The following is an 18,859-nucleotide window of genomic DNA, read 5'->3' as shown; positions in this document are numbered from 1 at the left end:
AGCGCAAGATGACAAATGATTCGTCCTACGATACAGCCTTAGCCATCATAGGCATGTCAGGAAAGTTTCCAGGGGCTGCAACCCTTGAAACGTTCTGGCAAAACATTGCCGGAGGGATAAAATCCATCCGCTTCTTTACTGATGAGGAAATGCTGGCAGCCGGAATTGATCCTGCTGAATTACGTAAGCCTGATCTGGTGAAAGCGGGAGGCTTCCTTGAAGACGTCGAGTACTTTGATGCAGCCTTCTTCGGGTATACGCCACGTGAAGCCGATATTATGGATCCTCAGCATCGGCTTATGCTGGAATGCGCCTGGTCCGCGCTGGAAGATGCAGCCTATGTACCAGACACCTATCAAGGGCTGATTGGCATCTTTGCCGGTTCGGCCACCAGTACCTATATGCGCCACAATATCTATGCTGATCCGGCACTCTTTGAGAACATCGGACAGGCACAGGTCAATGTCGGCAACGACCAGGATTCTCTGACAACGACTATCTCCTATAAGCTCAATCTCAGAGGGCCCAGTATTGCGGTACAAACCTTCTGTTCAACCTCCCTGGTCGCGGTCCATCTTGCCTGTCAGAGTTTGCTCAATGGTGAATGTGATATTGCACTTGCCGGTGGCGTCGCGATCAACCTTCCCCAGGAAAGCGGATATATCTATGAGGAAGGGGGTATTCTCTCTCCCGATGGGGAATGCCGCACCTTTGACGCGCAGGGGCAAGGCAGCGTTATGGGAAACGGGGCAGGTTGTGTCGTTCTCAAGCGCTTCCATGACGCCTTGAACGATGGCGATCATATCTATGCGTGTATTCGAGGAACCGCTATCAATAATGATGGGGCAGCACGAGTCAGTTATACCGCTCCCGGACTCGATGGACAGGCAAATGTTGTCGCTGAGGCCCTCGACAATGCTGATATAGATGTTGAGAGTATCGGTTATATCGAAGCCCACGGCACTGCAACTGCCCTCGGGGATATGATCGAGCTAGGGGCACTCCTCAAGGCATTTCGTGGAAGAACGGACAAACAGCGGTTCTGTGCCCTGGGTTCAGTGAAACCAAATGTGGGCCATCTGGACCGCGCAGCAGGAGTCACCGGTCTGATAAAAACCGCGCTGGCTCTTCAACATCAGCAGATTCCACCCAGCCTGAACTTCGAGCAAACCAGCCCTGATATTCAGTTAGAACAGAGTCCTTTCTTTATCAATACAACCCTGCGAGCCTGGCCCGCTGCCGATGCACCTCGCCGCGCAGGCGTCAGCTCCTTTGGCGTAGGCGGGACGAATGTGCATGTCATTCTGGAAGAAGCTCCAGAACATGTAAACGCGCCGTCAGCTCGTCCATTTCATCTCCTCTCGCTGTCGGCACGCACCGAGACCGCGCTAGAAGCGATGACGAAACAACTGGCAACTCATCTGAGCAAATATCCGGAACAGAACATAGCAGATGTCGCCTATACCCTACAGGTAGGACGAACAGTCTTTCCATACCGACGCGTCGTGCTCTGTGAGGAAAGAGAAGATGCTATCCAGGCCCTGCAAACCGGCAATTCGGCACAGGTCTTGACCACCCGGGACCCTTTTCGGGAGCGCAAAGTTGCTTTCCTCTTTCCCGGTGTAGGCGAACAGTATGGCGAACAGGCAAAAGCGCTGTATCGAGATGAGCCAGATTTCCGCGAGGCCGTAGAACGCTGTTGTTCTTTCCTCCGAGCCAGCTTCGACCTGGATATAAGCGAGATTTTTATGCAAGAGCAGCCGCCACACCAACCAATGTCCTCGCACATTGACTTTCGGGCAATGGTAGGACGCTCCAGGCGCGCTACAAACTCTTCGCTCTCTCGCACAGCTATTGCTCAGCCGGCGCTCTTTGTCTTTGAATATGCCCTGGTATGCTTGCTTCAACGGTGGGGGATTCAACCTGTTGCCCTGCTTGGCTATAGTCTGGGAGAATATGTAGCAGCCTGTCTGTCCGGCATCTTGAGTCTGGAAGACGCTCTTACCCTGGTTGTGCAACGTGCCCGGGCCATTGATGAGCTTCCGGCTGGCGCAATGCTTGCAGTCAATGCACCAGAAGCTCAGGTGCAGCGCTATCTCTCTTCCCACATCAGTCTCGCCGCCGTGAACAGCCCGATGACATGCGTGCTTGCCGGTTCTCCTGATGCAATCGAGTCTCTGGAGCAACGTCTGCATGAACAGGAAATTGCGTGCTTTCGCATCCAAACAACCCACGCCTTTCATTCCTTTATGCTGGAACCACTGCGCCCTATTGTCACAAAGTACGCCCATAGCGTGCGACGGTCAACACCCCGAATTCCTCTGATCTCGAACGTCACTGGCACCTGGCTGACAGATGAACAGGCGCTGGATCCAACCTATTGGGCCGCACATATGTGTCAAACAGTGCAGTTTGTCAGGGGTGTAGAACAGTTGCTTCATGATCCTGAATGGTTGGTTCTCGAAGTCGGCCCCGGCCAGGGTCTCAGCTCCTTTGTGAAGCAACATCCCGCATGTGGTTCGGCACGTCTGCCGCTGATACATCCTCTCCTGCCAGCCGCCTATGATCGGCAACCCACGCAAGCGTTCTTGCTGAAAACGCTTGGCAAGCTCTGGCTCGCCGGCGTGCCTGTGAACTGGGCAGGCTTTCATGCCCACGAACAGCGCTACCGTGTCTCATTGCCTACCTATCCTTTTGAAAGACAACGTCACTGGCTCACACCCGCCAAATCACCCTCGTCTCCAGGCCCCTCCATTCAGGTGATGAGTGTCGATCAACTGGCGCGACTGGAACATATCTCTGATTGGTTCTATCTCCCATCCTGGAAACAAGGTGCTCCCCAGCATCCCTTTACAAGGAGCAGAGAAGATGCTCCTCGCTGGCTTCTCTTTGCCGATGCGCAGGGTATCGGTGAGCGTCTCGCGCATATCTTACGTCATCACGGGCAAGCCGTTGCTCTGGTCAAACCGGGCGAAAGATTTGCAGTTTTACAAGATGGTTCCTATCGTCTCAGTCCGCCTGATCGCGCTGATTATGAGCAGCTCTTTCAGTCCTTGCCTGCTGTGCTCGGTGGCCTACCAACCGATATCGTTCACCTGTGGACGGTAGGCATGCCGGAGAAGCCTCTAGACTACGGCTTTTATAGCCTTTTAGCGCTGTCCCAATGCCTGGGCAATCTCGATGAGCAACCCTGTATGCTCTCAATCGTCTCTGACGAGACACAGGAAATTATGGAAGGGGAACGCCTCTGTCCTGCAAAATCCGCCGTTATGGGAGTCTGCCGGGTGATTCCCCAGGAGTATACCCACATTCGGTGTCGGACAATTGATATTGTGCTCTCCGAGACGCAGTCCAAAATCGCTCTCCTTCTGACTGAGCTAACAAGTGACTGCTCAGATCAGGTTGTCGCTCTTCGGGGAGGCAAACGGTGGCTGGAAACCTTTGTGCCATATCCTCTCCCCGAACCGACACAACCGATCTTCAGGCAGAACGGTGTCTACCTGATTACAGGCGGCTTAGGTGGGCTTGGTCTGGCAATGGCGGAGCGACTGGTGCAACAGTATCACGCGCAGGTGATCTTGACCTCCCGTTCGGCATTACCGCCCCGCCAGGAGTGGGAACGCATGCTCGCACTCCCGGATGAGACAAACAAGCGCAAGATCAGCGCCCTTTTACGCATGGAAGCGCACGGCGTTCAGCCTCTTGTCCTCTCTGCGGATGTCAACAATGAAGAACAGATGCAAAGGGTATTTCAGCGCATTCTGGAAACGTATGGCATGCTGCATGGCATCCTTCATACCGCTGCCGTCCCCGCCATCGGCCTTACACAGTTCAAAACGGCAGAAGCAGCAGCGCATGTGCTGGCTCCTAAAGTCAGCGGAACACTCATCCTGGAAAAACTGATCAGGCAAGATGTTCCCTCGCTCGACTTTCTTCTGCTCTTTTCCTCTATGTCCTCGATCACCGGGGGAGGGCCAGGGCAGGTCGATTATAGTGCTGCCAATGCCTTTCTGGGCACCTATGCGAAGGCGCAACGACATCAATACCCGCAAACGCTGGCTGTCGACTGGGGCGAATGGCAATGGAACGGGTGGGAAGCTGGACTTGAGGGCTATGATCCAGCAGCACAAGAGCTCTTCAAACAACATCGCCTCCATTTTGGCATCTCGTTTGATGAAGGCTTCGCCGCGCTCACGCGTCTTCTGGCTCAGGATCAGCCCCATGTTATTGTCTCAACGCAGGAATTTTGCACCTTCGCAGAGCTCAGCAAGGACTTCACAGCAAGTACCGTCATACAATACGAGCGAGAAAAGCAGCGAAAAACAGAGCGCCACCCCCGCCCGGCACTCAGCACATCGTACAGCGCCCCACGAAACAAGCAGGAGCAACAAATAGTAGCCATCTGGGAAGATATGCTCGGTATCACCCCTATTGGCATTGATGATAATTTCTTTGATCTGGGTGGCAACTCCTTAACAGGCGTTGCGATGATAGCCCGCTTGAAGAAGGCCTTTTCTCTTGTTCGTCTCCCTGCGGCCGCGCTCTATGAAGCTCCCTCCGTCAGCGCAATGGCTCAATACCTGCAACAGTATTCTTCAATGCAATCAGAGACGAAGGATCATGCACAAAACGAGTGGGACGAGCGCGGTATGAAGCGTCGAGCAGGGTTGCGACAGCGTCTTAACGAACGTCAGCAGCAAGAAAGATGAGATCTCATGACCAGTTCAGTATATTACACCGAAGAATATCAAACGGCCCTGGCTCTTATCGGTATGTCGGGGCGCTTCCCTGGAGCTCAGAATGTTACGGAGTTCTGGCAGAATATCTCACAGGGACATCAATCCCTGCGTCCGCTCTCAGATGAAGAGCTTCGCGCGGCGGGGGTTGATCCGGCGCTACTTCGCGATCCGAACTTTGTTCGCGTGGGGGCGATTGTCGAGCAGGCAGATACCTTTGACGCAGCCTTTTTCGGATATTCACCACGCGAAGCTGAAATTATGGACCCACAGCATCGCCTCTTTCTTGAATGTTGCTGGGAAGCACTCGAAGACGCTGCTTGTGATGTATCTACCTATCAAGGTCTCATTGGCGTTTTCGCGGGAAGTGCCGTCAGCACATATATGTTACGCAATCTGTTACCGAATAAAGAGTTGATGGATTTAATCGGACAGATGCAGCTCGATGTCGGCAATGATCGGGACTCTCTCTCCTCTACAGTGGCTTACAAGCTTGGGCTTCGTGGCCCGGCACTGGCAGTGCAGACCTTCTGCTCGACCTCATTGGTCGCCACACATCTGGCCTGTCAGAGCTTACTGAACTACGAATCTGATATTGCACTTGCTGGCGGCGTCAGTATTGTCTTTCCACAAGAGACAGGCTACCTGTACGAAGAGGGCGGCATCCTCTCCCCTGATGGAGTCTGCCGAACGTTTGATGCACGGGGCCAGGGCAGCGTTATGGGGAATGGTGTCGGAGTCGTAGCCTTAAAGCGGCTGCACGATGCTCTGGACGATGGCGACCATATCTATGCGATCATTCGGGGTTCGGCAATCAATAATGATGGCAGCACCCGCGTGAGCTATACCGCGCCGGGCGTCGATGGAGAAGCAAACGTTATCTCGGCAGCCCTGAGTTATGCCAACCTCTCCGCCGAAAGCATCAGCTATATGGAAGCACACGGCACGGCGACAGTGCTTGGTGATGCCGTCGAAATAGCAGCCATGCAGAAAGCGTTCAACCGCCAAACCAATAAGAAGCGCTTCTGTGCTATTGGCTCTGTCAAACCCAATGTAGGCCACCTGGATCGCGCCGCGGGCATCACTGGATTGATCAAGACCTCTCTGGCGCTCCATCATCGCCAGATCCCGCCCAGCCTTCATTTCGAGCGAACAAGCCCGGATGTTGATCTTGATAACAGCCCGTTCTATGTCAACACCACACTCAAGCAGTGGGAAAGCACGGATCATCCGCGACGTGCCGGTGTAAGTTCTTTCGGGTTGGGCGGAACCAATGCCCATGTGGTACTGGAACAGGCTCCAGAAGTGGTCTCTTCCCCTCACTCGCGCCCCTGGTCCCTGCTGCTGCTCTCAGCAAAAACTGAGACAGCGCTTGATGCCATGTGCAGAAACCTTGCTTCCTTCCTGGAAACCCATCCGGACCTCAACATAGCAGATGTGGCCTACACTCTTCAGGTAGGACGGAGCACCTTCAACTATCAACAGGCGCTTCTCTGCACCGATAGCATGGACGCCCTTCAAGTACTGCGCGACCGCCCTTCAGATCGGCTTCTCCGTCAGCATCAGGTGCATCGGAATCGTCCTGTTGCGTTTCTCATACCAGAAAAAGCGCATTACCCGTTCGCCTCTCTCCAGGTGCTCTACCAGGAAGAGCATGCATTTCGAGTTGAGGTTGAGCGCTGCTGCCGCTGTGTGCAGGAACAGTCTGGCCTGGCTCTTCAAGCACTTTTTGAAGGGCATGAGCAGCAGCTATCTGCTTCGGGACAGGCAGCCCTTCACTTCATTGTAGAATATGGACTTGCCCGGCTTCTCCAGCAAGGGGGCATACAACCGGCCTGCATATATGGATCTGAACCTGTCGCCGCCTGTCTCTCTGGTGTCTTATCTCTGGAGGATGCATTACGACTTGTCGTACAACGCGCTCGTTCTCTGGAAACAGGCGCATCAGTACTCTCTTCCGAGCAGGCAGCCAAAATGATACAAGGCATTTCATTGCAAAAACCCACTATCCCTTACGCTTCTCATCTCACCACAACCTGGATCACGGCAGAGCAAGCAACAAGTCCCCGGTACTGGCAGACGCTCCTGTGTCTGGAAGAGCACACCCCCCGGGAATGGAAGCAACTCCTCTCAGAAAGCGAATGCCTGTTCCTGGAGGTGGGACCGGGCCAGATGCTGGAAGCGCTTCGGCCTGGCGGAGAACTCAATGAGGAACTCCGGTTTTCCATCTTACCAGCAGATCCAGAGCAGTCCAGCCAGCGCCACCTGCTCATTACCCTCGGCCGTCTGTGGTTGGCAGGCATTTCTATCAATTGGCAGGGCTTTTATGCACAGGAACAGCGCTGCCGTCTCTCTCTTCCAACATATCCCTTCGAGCGTAAGCGCTACTGGCTCGCTGCTCCCGGGGCCCCGGCAGATTCGCCTGAAAATCTACGAAAGCCCGAGATCAGCGATTGGTTCTCTCTTCCCACCTGGGAGCCCGCGCCTCTCGCCGCCCAACAAGCAAAGAAAGCCACCTACTTGCTCTTCCTTGATGAGAACAAAGTCAGTGAAACGCTTGCGCGCACCCTTGAGCAAGCACACCATACGGTCATACGGGTCTATGCGGGAAACAGCTTTGAGCAGCTCCAGCCTCATCGCTTCCAAATCAATCCACGTCAACCAGAGGATTATATCCACCTCTTTCGTACCCTCACCGAGCTGCAATGCATGCCTGACAGCATCCTCCATGCCTGGAGCCTGACGGAAAAGCAGAGGGATGGATCAAGCCCTGAACAGGAACATTTCCAGACCGTGCAGCACAGGGGTTTCTATTCGCTCCTTTTCCTTGTGCAGGCCCTGAACAGCCTGTTCTATGAAAAAGAGCTACACCTTCTTGTGCTCTCAAATGCCCTTCATCTTGTTCGGGAAAAGGATCATATCGAGCCAGAAAAAGCGACGCTCCTGGGCGCGTGCATCGTGATCGGGCAGGAATATCCTCATATCATTTGCCGCTGCATTGATCTTGATCTGGCAGATAAACAGATCAACGCGTTCCTTGCTACGGAATGCCAGACTCGCCCGACAGAACGTGTTGTAGCATACCGGAATGGGCAGCGCTATACACGAACCTATAGGGCCAAACAACTTTCTGCTCCCACAGGCAATAGCCTCTTCCGTACCCGAGGGACCTATCTGATCACCGGTGGCCTGGGAAGAATCGGCCTGCTGCTGGCCGAACACCTGGCACGAACCGTTCAGGCCCGTTTGATTCTCGTGGGCAGAACCGAGTTACCCGCACACGATACATGGGCCGATTGGCTCAAAACGCATGATGCACAGGACACGCTCAGTCAGAAAATAAGAAGGCTCCAGGAGATCGAAGCATATAGCAGCACGGTGCAGTATTACGCGGCTGATGTCGCAGATGAGCGGCAAATGCAGCGTGTTGTTCAACAGGCGACCGCATTGTATGGCCCCCTGCACGGTATCTTTCATACCGCAGGCATCACTCCTGATACTGCCTTTTCTGAAATACAGACGACCGGGATACCACAGGCCGAAGAAGTGTTTCGCTCAAAGGTGCAGGGCCTCTATGTATTGGAACGCGTCCTGAAAGATCAGCCGCTTGATTTCTGCCTGCTCTTCTCATCTATTGCTGCTATTCTGGGAGGCCTGGGCTTCGTTACATATGCGGCCGCCAACAATTTCATCAACGCCTTTACCGAACAGCACAATCAACACGCTGCAACTCGCTGGATCAGCGTCAACTGGGATACCTGGCGTGTGGAGGAGAGAGAGCAGCATGCGATTGGCAGTACGGTTGCTGCATATGCTATGACTCCCACTGAAGCAATCCAGGCCCTGGAATATACGCTCACCTGTCAGGACAGCGTGCTTATCAATTCGACTGGCGATATCCATACACGTATTCGTCAGTGGGTAGAAATGGACAGCTTCCATCGACGAGAAGCTTCTGCGCCTGAAGCAGTCGCTGTAGCGACAAGTGCTGGAGACTATGAGCGTCAACTTGTTGCAATCTGGCAACAGATTCTTGGCCTTGATGAGATCGGCCTTGACGACAACTTCTTCGAACTTGGCGGCAACTCGTTAATCGCGCTTCAACTGATTGCTCGCATCAAGAAAACCTTTCGGGTACAGATCTCGGTTGTCACCTTGTTTGAGGCCCCCACGATCAACACCATGCTCAAGTATCTCCAGGCCAGTGCGGAGCCCCGGGGAGAAAACAAACAGGATATCCTCAAATCACGGCGTCAGCAGGCACGGGCGACAACAAAGCAGCAGGACATCGCCATTATTGGCATGGCCGGGCGTTTCCCCGGTGCCAGCACGGTCACGCAATTCTGGCACAATCTTTGTCATGGCATAGAATCCATTACCTTCTTCAGCGAAGAAGAGTTACTCGAAGCCGGGATTGATCCTGAACAACTCAAGCATCCTGCCTACGTCAAAGCGCGCCCGATTCTGGAAGATATCGAACTCTTTGACGCGGCCTTCTTTGGCTATAGCCCGCGCGAAGCCGAATTGCTGGATCCTCAACACCGGCTTTTCCTTGAATGTGCATGGCAGGCTCTGGAAAATGCAGGCTATGATCCGCAGCGCTATAAAGGGCTGATCGGAATGTTCGGGGGCTCCAATGTAAGCACTTACCTCTACTGTGCGCTTGCCAACATCCCCCATATCATTGAAGAGGTGGGCGGCTACCAGATTGCCATGAACACCGATAAGGATTCGCTTACAACCAGCGTCTCCTATAAGCTCAACTTGAAAGGACCCAGTGTCTCTGTCCAGACATTTTGCTCGACCTCTCTCGTTGCCGCCCATATGGCATGTCAGAGCCTTGCTCAGGGCGAATGTGATATTGCATTAGCCGGTGGCGTTTCCATCCGTGTCCCCTCCAAAGAAGGGTACATCTATGAAGCGGGAGGCATGGAATCCCCTGACGGCCACTGCCGTACCTTTGATGCAAAAGCGAAAGGAAGTATGTTCGGCGATGGAGCTGGCATTGTCGTGCTAAAACGCCTGGAAGAGGCACTGGCTGACGGTGACACGATCTATGCGGTCATTAAAGGGTCTGCCATGAACAATGATGGCTCCCTCAAAGTGAGCTATACTGCCCCCAGTGTCATAGGTCAGTCTGAAGTCATCATGGCGGCGCTGGAAAGAGCGGGCGTCTCGGCAGACAGCATCAGCTATGTCGAAGCACACGGAACAGCTACCGAGCTAGGAGATCCCATCGAAGTCGCAGCGCTGACCAAAGCATTTCAATCGCATACCAGGAGAACAAACTATTGTGCTATTGGCTCGGTGAAAACGAATGTAGGACACCTGGATAGAGCCGCAGGTGTTTCAGGATTAATCAAGACAGCACTGGCACTACAACACCGCGTCATTCCACCAAGCCTTCATTTTGAGAGTCCGAATCCGCAAATAGATTTTGTTCACAGTCCATTCTACGTGAATACCACGTTATGCGGCTGGCAGACCGACAAGCTCCCCCGAAGAGCTGGCTTGAATTCGCTTGGCATGGGCGGCACCAATGTACATATGGTGCTGGAAGAGCCGCCATCGCTTCCTGAGCGTCCTGCCTCTACTGAACCCCAACTGCTTTTGCTCTCAGCCCGCAGTGCTCAGGCGCTCGAACACGTCAATGATAACCTCCTGGCTTATCTACAGGAACAGGGTGATACGCTTGATCTGGCAGATGTTGCTTATACCTTACAGGTCGGGCGGAAGATATTTGAGCACCGTCGTATGTTCGTCTTTACAGATCGCTCCGAGCTGGTAACGGCTCTGGAACAAAAACAGGCAAATAAGGTCTTCAGTCACGCAGAAAAGCGAACTGAGCGTCCGGTTGTCTTCCTCTTTCCAGGTGTCGGCGAACAATATAGAGGACTGGCCCGGGACCTCTATGAGCATGAACCGGTTTTTCGTGAGGTCGTTGAGCAGTGCGCCCGCATCCTGGAACCGATCCTCGCCACTGATATTCGGGCTTTCTTTGTCAATCCCGAAGGGCACTCGACAGCCAGTAGGCCGGCCCTGGCAGGACGTGCACCGGTACGCACTCCTGATCCTCTGGCAAAAACAGAGGTGGCACAACCCTTTACATTTGTGGTGGAATATGCGCTTGCCCGACTCCTGATGCATCTAGGAATTACGCCCGCGGCGATGCTTGGCTATAGTGTCGGTGAATATGTTGCCGCCTGTCTGGCCGAAGTCCTCTCGCTTCAGGATACCCTGACGCTGGTAGCACGGCGGGCACAATGGATCGCACAGCAGCCAGAGGGCGCGATGCTTACAGTGATGCTTTCTGCCGAAGAAGTACAGCCATACCTTGAAGCCGGGCTTGATCTTGCGGTCGTAAACGGGCCACATGTGTGTGTGCTGTCTGGCACAATTCCTGCAATTGAGCGGCTGGAAAAGGTGCTTCAACGCGAAGGGATTGCAGGAAGACGTATTGACGCCACTCACGCCTTTCATTCTCGGCAGCTCTGGCAGGTGCAAGAAACACTGACAGCTCTCGCAAGCACCATGCAACACAAGCCAGCAAAAATCCCCTACCTCTCAAATGTCACAGGAACCTGGATTACTGCCGAGCAAACAGCCGATCCCACCTACTGGGCCCGGCACATGTGTGGAACCGTTCAGTTTGCTGCCGGTCTTGAGCAACTCTTACAGGAACCTGATTGGGCCCTGCTGGAAGTGGGAGCCGGACAAACCCTCGGCTCTTTCCTAAAGCAGCATCCCGCCTGTAGTCCGGCACAAAGAACACTCATACTGAGCACGTTGCCCTCGCGTCATGAGCAGCAATCGGCACAAATTGCCTTTCTCTCAGCATTGGGAAAGCTCTGGCTCACCGGAGTCTCTATCGATTGGGAACAGCTCTCAACCCGGCCACGAAGGCGCGTTCCACTCCCTACCTATCCTTTTGAGCGTAAGCGCTACTGGTGTCTTCCACCAAAAGCCACCCTATCGGGGCGCAACGCACCAATACAAGACAAGGATCCATTACGCAAACAGCCCGATATCACAGATTGGTTCTATCTCCCAACCTGGAAACAGGCACTACCCGGCATCGCGGGAAAACAGAGCACAGATACCGCTGCCCGCTGGCTGCTCTTTCTGGATAGTTGCGGCATTGGAAAATATCTCTCGGATCAATTACAGGCAGCCCACCAGGAGGTCATCACCGTCTCCCCTGGCTCAACCTTCGATCGAGAAAACCCGAATGCCTTTCGTCTGGTTCCCGAAAACCCCGAGCACTATAAAGCACTCTTTCGGGCGTTAGGCCAGCAGAACAAACTGCCCCGGCACATTGTCTATCTCTGGTCTGTTTCGCCCGACTCCCGCGGCGAGGCGACCGCTTCTTCATCTGACTTTTACAGGGTCCTCTCTCTGGTTCAGGCAGTGGGTGATCAAGGTCTTGAAAGCGGCAACTTCTTCATGGTCTCCAATGGCATACACAGCGTTACAGGGAATGAGCGTCTCTTCCCTGAAAAATCGCTCATCATGGGATTTTGCCGCGTCCTTCCACAGGAGTACCCTCAATATGCCTGTTGCAATATTGATATTGACCTGACAGAGCGAGCTCCTGAACGGCTCGCCCATATGCTCATGAACGAACTTCAGACGGGCATAACCGAAGGTGTGGTTGCATTGCGGGGCTCGCGCCGTTGGGTCCAATCCTTTGAACCTGTTCAACTTCCTTCCTGTGGGGCGAACGAAGCCGGTCTGCGTCAGAAAGGCGTCTACCTGATTACAGGCGGCCTGGGGGGGATCGCGCTTGGAATAGCGACCTATCTGGCTCGAACTGTTCAGGCCAGGCTCATTCTTGTCGGGCGTTCAGAGCTGCCGCCGCGTCGCGAGTGGGAGCAAATCCTGTCAAAGGAAGATCCAAACTCCCGTCTCTGTGACCGCATTCGCCAGATTCTTCATCTGGAAGAGCTTGGAGCAGAGGTTCTGATTCAGAGAGCAGATGTGACCGATGAGGTAGCCATGCAAGAGGTAATAAGCAAGACGCTTGCCAGGTTCGGCACGCTGCACGGCGTTCTGCATACTGCCGGCTTGCCCGGTGTGGGATTGATGCAATTAAAAAAACCAGAGGTTGCCGCCAGTGTGCTGGCCCCCAAAGTGCAGGGGACACTGGTTCTCGAACGCGTTCTTCACGCTATCCCTCTGGATTTTCTGGTCCTCTTCTCTTCCATGAATTCGACGACAGGAGGAGGCCCCGGGCAGGTCGACTACTGTGCAGCAAATACCTTCCTGGATGTCTACGCACAGGCTCGGATGGCGGAGGGAAAGCGGGTCATTGCTATAGATTGGGGAGAATGGCAATGGAATGCCTGGGCCGCCGGACTGGATGGCTATGACCCGGCAGTACAGGAATTTTTCATTGAAAATCGCCGACGCATCGGTATCTCTTTTGAAGAAGGTGCAGAGGCGCTGACGCGAGTGCTTGCCCAGCGATTTCCTCATATTGTTGTCTCTACCCAGCAGTTCCACGCTCTAATTGAAGCAAGTAAAGATTTCACCAGCGCGACGGTATTGCAGCAGGCCCGGGGAAATCAAGCACGCTATGAACGACCTACACTGGGGGTTGAATACCTTGCTCCCGCTTCTGAGTTAGAAGCAGGAATAGCAGATATCTGGAGCGAGCTGCTAGGAATAGAGTCCATAGGTGTGAATGACAACTTCTTTGAACTGGGGGGACATTCTCTTCTGGCAACACAACTCATCTCACGACTACGACGACACTATCAGATCGAATTACCACTCGCCACCATTTTTGAGGCTCCTACCATCGCAGATCAGGCCGTCGTCATTGAACTGGCTATGATTGACGAGATCGAGAGCCTTGACGCACAGAATCTCGAATCGACCATCTCATAGCATCAAGTTGAAACGTCTGGAGGAAACAACCATGCACATTCGTACCGTTGGCGTTATAGGGGCCGGAGTCATGGGCACCGGTGTCGCCCAGAACCTTGCACAAGCAGGGTTGCACGTTTTGCTCCTCGACCTCTCAACAGATATCTTGCAGCAAGCAAGAAAGGAGATCTTTCACAATATCCGCCTCGCACAGCTTCTCAAACGAGGTGCCGGGGCAAAAGAAGATACTGCAACCATCATTGATAGAATTACCTTTACGACTGAATACACCCCGCTTCAAGATGCTGATTTCGTGATCGAAAACGCAACCGAGAAATGGGAAGTCAAAAAGCCCATTTACGAACAGCTTGACACTGTCTGTCCTGCACACTGTATCTTTGCCGCAAACACATCCGCGATCTCGATCACCCGGATCGCCTCGGCGACCAGACGGCCTGGCAATGTACTTGGCATTCACTTTATGAATCCCGTCCCGATGAAGCCAACGGTAGAAATGATTCGCGGCTTCCACACCTCAGAAGAAGCTCTCACCAGCGCGGGTCAACTCCTGACCGCTATGGGGAAAAAGTGGGTGCAGGTACAGGATATGCCTGGCTTTGTCTCAAACCGCGTCCTGATGCTGACCATAAATGAAGCGATCTACCTGCTACAGGACCAGGTGGCCAGTGCAGAGGATGTAGACAGGGTCTTCAAGGAATGTTTTGGGCACACAATGGGGCCACTGGAAACTGCGGATCTCATCGGCCTCGATACCATTCTGTACTCAGTAGAAGTGCTCTATGAAAGTTTCAACGATAGCAAATATCGCCCCTGCCCGCTTTTAAAAAAGATGGTTGATGCAGGGCTATATGGACGAAAAAACGGTCAGGGCTTTTACACCTATAAATAAATGTACAGGAGAGGAACCACATGGAAGCAACACGCGCAAAAATTCGAGCATTTCTTGCAAAGTTCTTTCAGCATGCAGATCTCAAGGATAGCGATGACATTTTTGCTCTGGGCTTTGTCAATTCGCTCTTCGCGATGCAGCTTGTGCTTTTTATCGAGTCGGAATTCCGCGTTACGATCGAGGATGACGATCTTGATATTAATAATTTCCGTTCCATTGATGCTATGGCCCAACTGATTGAGCGCAAAACAACGTCACACCTCGCCATGTAGAAAGGCTGAGAGCAGCATGCAGACCACCCTTACAGATCAACAACAAAGCGCTCAGGCTCGCTTTAAAGCATTTGTTCGCACAGAGATTCTCCCGCACGCCGATCGCATCGATCAGGAGGAGTATACTCCACGAGAGTTGATCAGCAAGATGGCACAACAAGGCTTTTTCGGAACATTCCTTGCAGAGGAATGGGGCGGCACCGCAATGGATATGATCACTTCAGGCATTCTGCATGAAGAAGTCGGCTATGGCTGTTCCTCACTTCGAAGCCTGTTAACTGTGCATAGTATGGTCTCCTATGCAATCCAGAAATGGGGGAAGGCACACCTGAAAGCCAGGTGGCTCCCCCTCCTGGCCTCCGGTGCGCGTCTTGGAGCTTTTGCTCTGAGCGAACCTCATGCGGGCAGCGATGCCAAAAGCATCGAAACCACCGCAACGTTACAGGGCGGTTCCTACCGGCTGCAAGGGCAGAAAAAGTGGATCACGTACGGACAAATCGCTGATGTCTTTCTTCTGTTCGCACAGGTCGAGGGCAAGGTTTCGGCTTTCCTGGTAGAACGTGACACGCCAGGTCTCTCGATCATTCCTATTCGCGGCATGCTCGGTACCAGAGGCTCTATGCTGGCAGAGCTGCACCTTCAGAATTGCCGGATCCCGGCAGAAAACCTTATCGGAGGCACGGGGTTCGGTCTGGCCTCTGTTGCCACTTCCGCGCTGGACATCGGGCGATATAGTGTTGCCTGCGGGAGTGTTGGAATCGCGCAAGCGGCGCTGGATGCAAGCCTCCGTTTCGTCCACACCCGCAAACAGTACGGGGCCTTCCTCAAAGAACACCAGCTTATCAGAGAAATGATTACAAACATGCAGACAAATGTCAGCGCGGCCCGTCTCCTCTGCCGTCATGCAGGCTACCTCAAAGATATTGGCGATCCCACAACGTTGATGGAAACGTTTATTGCCAAATATTTTGCCTCAACAGCAGCGGTCAAGGCAGCAAATGATGCAGTGCAGATACATGGCGCACTGGGTTGTAGCAACGAATATCCAGTGCAACGCTATCTGCGAGATGCTAAAATTATGGAGATCATTGAAGGAAGCAATCAGATACAGCAGATACATATTGCCCAGTACAGCTACCAGCAGCATAGGTAGCGGCGAAAGGATTTCGTGATGTTGAAACAGGATGCAAGCATACAAAAAAGAAAGCAGCAAACCATTAAATGCGTTGTCTGGGATCTTGATAATACTCTCTGGGATAACGTTCTCCTTGAGGATGGCGCTATTTCTCTGCGTCCCGAGGCCCTTGAGGTTATAAAAATACTTGATAGCCGGGGAATATTGCACTCTATCGCCAGCAAGAATGACCATACGACCGCAATGCAAAAATTAGAGGAGCTTGGCATCAGTCAGTACTTCCTTTATCCTCAGATTCATTGGGATGCAAAGTCATCTTCATTGAAAGCGATTGCCTCCGCGCTCAATATCGGCCTTGACACACTCGCGTTTGTCGATGATCAGCCCTTTGAGAGAGAGGAAGTGGCGTTCTCTTTACCAGAAGTGCTCTGCATTGATAGTGCCTGCCTCTCCACTATTCCCGATCTGCCCGCGATGAAGCCCCGCTTTATTACAGAGGATTCTCAGAGACGCAGACAGATGTATCAAAGCGACATTCTGAGGAAAGAAGCGGAAAAGGAGTTCACGGGAACGAATGAGGAATTTCTTGCAACCCTGAATATGGTTTTTACCATCTCTCGGGCTCGTGAAGCTGATTTACAGCGTGCAGAGGAATTAACGGTCCGAACTCACCAACTGAATACGACAGGGCGCACCTATTCTTACGATGAGCTGAATCAGTTCCGCCTCTCTCCCGATCATCTCCTGCTGGTTGCAGAGTTACAGGATAAGTACGGGACCTATGGAAAGATCGGTCTGGCCCTGATTCACTGCCAGCAACATGCCTGGACGATCAAGCTTCTGTTAATGTCATGCCGCGTTATGTCCAGGGGCGTCGGCACTATCTTGATGAGTTATATCATGCAGGAGGCCAGGAAGGCAGGTGTTCACTTACTGGCCGATTTTCTGGTTACTGAGCGTAACCGTATGATGTATGTCACCTATAAATTCGGCGGATTTCGGGAGCGGGAGCGTAATGGCGACATGGTCTTGCTAGAAAATGACCTTTCTCATATCCAGGCATTTCCGGACTACGCAACTGTTCGCGTTGAATAGCAGAAGCCGGCATAGTGTGGGGGATTCTCTCTTTCATACTATGCCATCAGAAGAAGAGGAGCCGTATGGAGACAACACCAAACAAACCGGCTATCATAATTGAGCAGATCAGCAAGACCTATTACAAAGGCAAAAAGCAGGAGATCAACGCGGTCAGGCCACTGAATTTGACTGTTCCCGCCGGACAAATCTTCGGCTTTCTTGGCCCAAATGGGGCAGGAAAAACAACCACCATTAAAATGATCTGCGGCTTGATTCGTCCAACGACCGGACACATCTATGTCAATGGTTACGACGTCATTCGCGAACGCTGGAACGCAATGCGCCAGATCGGTGCCGTGCTTGAAGGAACCCGTAACATCCACTGGAGACTTTCTGCATGGCAAAATCTTCTTTACTTTGGGCGCCTGAAAGGATGCTATCCTCGGGAGATCAAACAACGCGGCACTGAACTGCTGCATGACCTGGACTTATGGGATCGTCGCCACACCGAAATACGTGAGTTCTCCCGTGGAATGCAGCAAAAGGTCGCCATTGCCTGCGCACTGATCGCAGATCCGCCCGTTATCTTACTTGACGAACCCACGCTTGGACTGGATATTGAAGCGGCCCGTGTGGTGAAAGAGTGGATATGGAAACTGGCACATGAACGCGGCAAAACGATTGTCCTCACCACCCACCAGCTCGATATTGCTCAGGCGCTCTGTCACCGTATTGCGATTATACAGAAAGGGAGCATCCTGGCAGATCAGCCACTCGATGTACTGCTTGATAAACTTGGCCCCGGAGAATTCTACAGTATAAAAATCAAGGGAACCCTTACCAGTCAGCAGAGACAGGATTTCCCCGCTTTCACAATTGAAACCGAGGACGAAAATACGATTCTCTCAGGTAGACTCGAAAATCAAACCATGCTTCAGGAGACCCTTGCACGCCTTATTCAGCTTAACTTGAACGTGCTTTCGATGAGCCGTGAAGAACCAAATCTGGAAGACATCTTTATTGATCTGATTGACGGTGCCAGGAAAGGGGACACGCATGAGCATCATCTTACAAGCGCTCTACAATGAGATTCATCGGCGCCTGATCCTTTTATGGAGCTATAAGTTTAACGTTTGTATGCAGGTGCTGGAAATTGTTTTACTCTACATCGGGATCAGCTTTTTTGTTGGGGGCGGTCGTCTGGAGGCACCGCAACTGGCGAACACATTACTCGGGTATGTCATCTGGTTCTATGCTCGTATCATGATTTTAAGCACTGGCTCTGAACTGATTGGGGAGGCTCAGGCCGGTACGTTAGAACAGACATATATGAGCCCGGTTCCACCAGCTATCTTGATGATCGGACGCATGCTTGCGATCCTGGTCGTAGCCACCATTATGTTTATCATACCGCTCTGTGGCATTGTTGTTGTCTTTCATATCCAGTACAACTTTCACTGGGAGGGCATCCCTGTTCTGCTGCTCACCCTGAGCGGGCTATTTGGCTTCTCTCTTGCGATCAGCGGGGCCGCGCTTGTGTTCAAACAAATCGATGCTCTGGCCGACCTCACCCAGAATCTGATGCTCTTTCTCACAGGCGCATTACTACCGGTTGCGCTCTTCCCCGATTGGCTGGCAGCGATCGCCAATACCCTTCCAATCACACAGGGCATTATTGTATTGCGCTCAGTCATGCTCAATAATAAGACGCTTGCAGCAGTCTGGGGAGATGGAAGTCTGATCGCTCTCCTGATCAATTCTGTCGCTTATATCATTCTCGGGAGCATTATCTTCTTCTGCTGCGACGCTATTGCCAGACGTAATGGCTCCTTAGGCCAATATTAACGCATGAACTTGAGTC

The 18,859-nt window shown here is 52.8% G+C and carries 8 protein-coding genes; all 8 read left to right on the top strand.

The genetic code is table 11. The annotated features are described in order from the left end of the window. Positions 1–8: 8 nt before the first annotated feature. The 8 genes from KTH_RS13790 to KTH_RS13755 all read left to right on the top strand — a co-directional run bounded on the left by KTH_RS13790 (position 9) and on the right by KTH_RS13755 (position 18,843). Complete coding sequence (locus KTH_RS13790) at positions 9–4,709, top strand: type I polyketide synthase (RefSeq protein WP_497619404.1); 4,701 nt, start codon at positions 9–11, stop codon at positions 4,707–4,709. Positions 4,710–4,715: 6 nt separating this feature from the next. Further along, on the top strand, positions 4,716–13,625 hold the full coding sequence (locus KTH_RS13785; RefSeq protein ID WP_497619402.1) for an SDR family NAD(P)-dependent oxidoreductase: 8,910 nt from the start codon (positions 4,716–4,718) through the stop codon (positions 13,623–13,625). A 31-nt stretch (positions 13,626–13,656) separates the two neighbouring features. Further along, on the top strand, positions 13,657–14,514 hold the full coding sequence (locus KTH_RS13780) for a 3-hydroxyacyl-CoA dehydrogenase family protein (RefSeq protein ID WP_111324073.1): 858 nt from the start codon (positions 13,657–13,659) through the stop codon (positions 14,512–14,514). Positions 14,515–14,534: 20 nt separating this feature from the next. Further along, entirely contained in the window at positions 14,535–14,786 is a 252-nt protein-coding gene (locus KTH_RS13775) for an acyl carrier protein (protein ID WP_111324072.1), read from the top strand. A gap of 16 nt (positions 14,787–14,802) precedes the next feature. Continuing rightward, positions 14,803–15,939, top strand: coding sequence for an acyl-CoA dehydrogenase family protein (locus KTH_RS13770; RefSeq protein WP_111324071.1), 1,137 nt, complete (start codon positions 14,803–14,805; stop codon positions 15,937–15,939). 18 nt (positions 15,940–15,957) lie between these two features. Continuing rightward, positions 15,958–17,016: an HAD-IIIC family phosphatase gene (locus KTH_RS13765; protein ID WP_111324070.1), complete on the top strand. Its 1,059-nt coding sequence runs from the start codon at positions 15,958–15,960 to the stop codon at positions 17,014–17,016. Positions 17,017–17,081: 65 nt separating this feature from the next. Continuing rightward, positions 17,082–18,086, top strand: a complete 1,005-nt coding sequence (locus KTH_RS13760) for an ABC transporter ATP-binding protein (protein ID WP_111324069.1) — start codon at positions 17,082–17,084, stop codon at positions 18,084–18,086. Next, positions 18,055–18,843: an ABC transporter permease gene (locus KTH_RS13755; RefSeq protein WP_111324068.1), complete on the top strand. Its 789-nt coding sequence runs from the start codon at positions 18,055–18,057 to the stop codon at positions 18,841–18,843. Before KTH_RS13760 ends, KTH_RS13755 begins: the two co-directional genes overlap by 32 nt. Positions 18,844–18,859 lie beyond the last annotated feature (16 nt).

It is taken from the genome of Thermosporothrix sp. COM3 (assembly GCF_059696735.1).
This window is presented reverse-complemented; position numbering and strand designations above follow the sequence as displayed.